The 530-nt window shown below is 68.1% G+C and carries 1 protein-coding gene and 1 pseudogene; one reads left to right on the forward strand and one right to left on the reverse strand.

The window, feature by feature from the left end; genetic code table 11:
* The coding region (locus FFK22_RS44715; protein WP_306770278.1) for a hypothetical protein at positions 1–221 on the reverse strand (221 nt) is incomplete at its 3' end.
* A 33-nt stretch (positions 222–254) separates the two neighbouring features.
* Between FFK22_RS44715 and FFK22_RS44720 the strand changes: the two are divergent.
* Positions 255–530 (forward strand): annotated as a pseudogene (locus FFK22_RS44720) (ISL3 family transposase); the annotation flags it as partial.

Here is a 530-nt window from a genome sequence, read left to right on the forward strand (position 1 = left end):
GGCTCTGACTCAATTTTGATGGGATTGGGGAATCTGCTGATGTTGGTTTCACGAGGGGAATCAACGTCATGCGAGATACTCTCCGGCCATCGGCCCTGGTGCCGCACGGCTTCACTGTGGATGAAGTCGCCGGTGATGCCGCGGGCCTGCTGATCACAGTCCGCCCAGTGAACAAGGCGAGCGCCTGCCCCAACTGCGGGGCGATCTGCACGCGGGTCCATAGCCGATATCGCCGGTGTCTGGCCGACCTGCCCATGGCCGGCAAACCGGTCCGGCTGGTGGTGCAGGCGCGGCGGTTCCACTGCGACGCGGTGCTGTGCGGGCGCCGGATCTTCACCGAGCGGTTCGACGCCGCCTTGCTGGCGCCGTGGGGACGACGGACCGCCCGGCTCGATCACATCATCCACCATCTCGGGCTCGCGCTCGGTGGCCGGCCGGCGGCGAACCTGGCCCGGAGGCTGAGGCTGCCGGTCAGCAACGACACGCTGCTGCGCGTCGTGCGCCGGCACGGCGGCTCATGCTTCGTCCCG

This window comes from Mycobacterium sp. KBS0706 (assembly GCF_005938675.2).
Lineage (GTDB): Bacteria > Pseudomonadota > Alphaproteobacteria > DSM-16000 > Inquilinaceae > Inquilinus.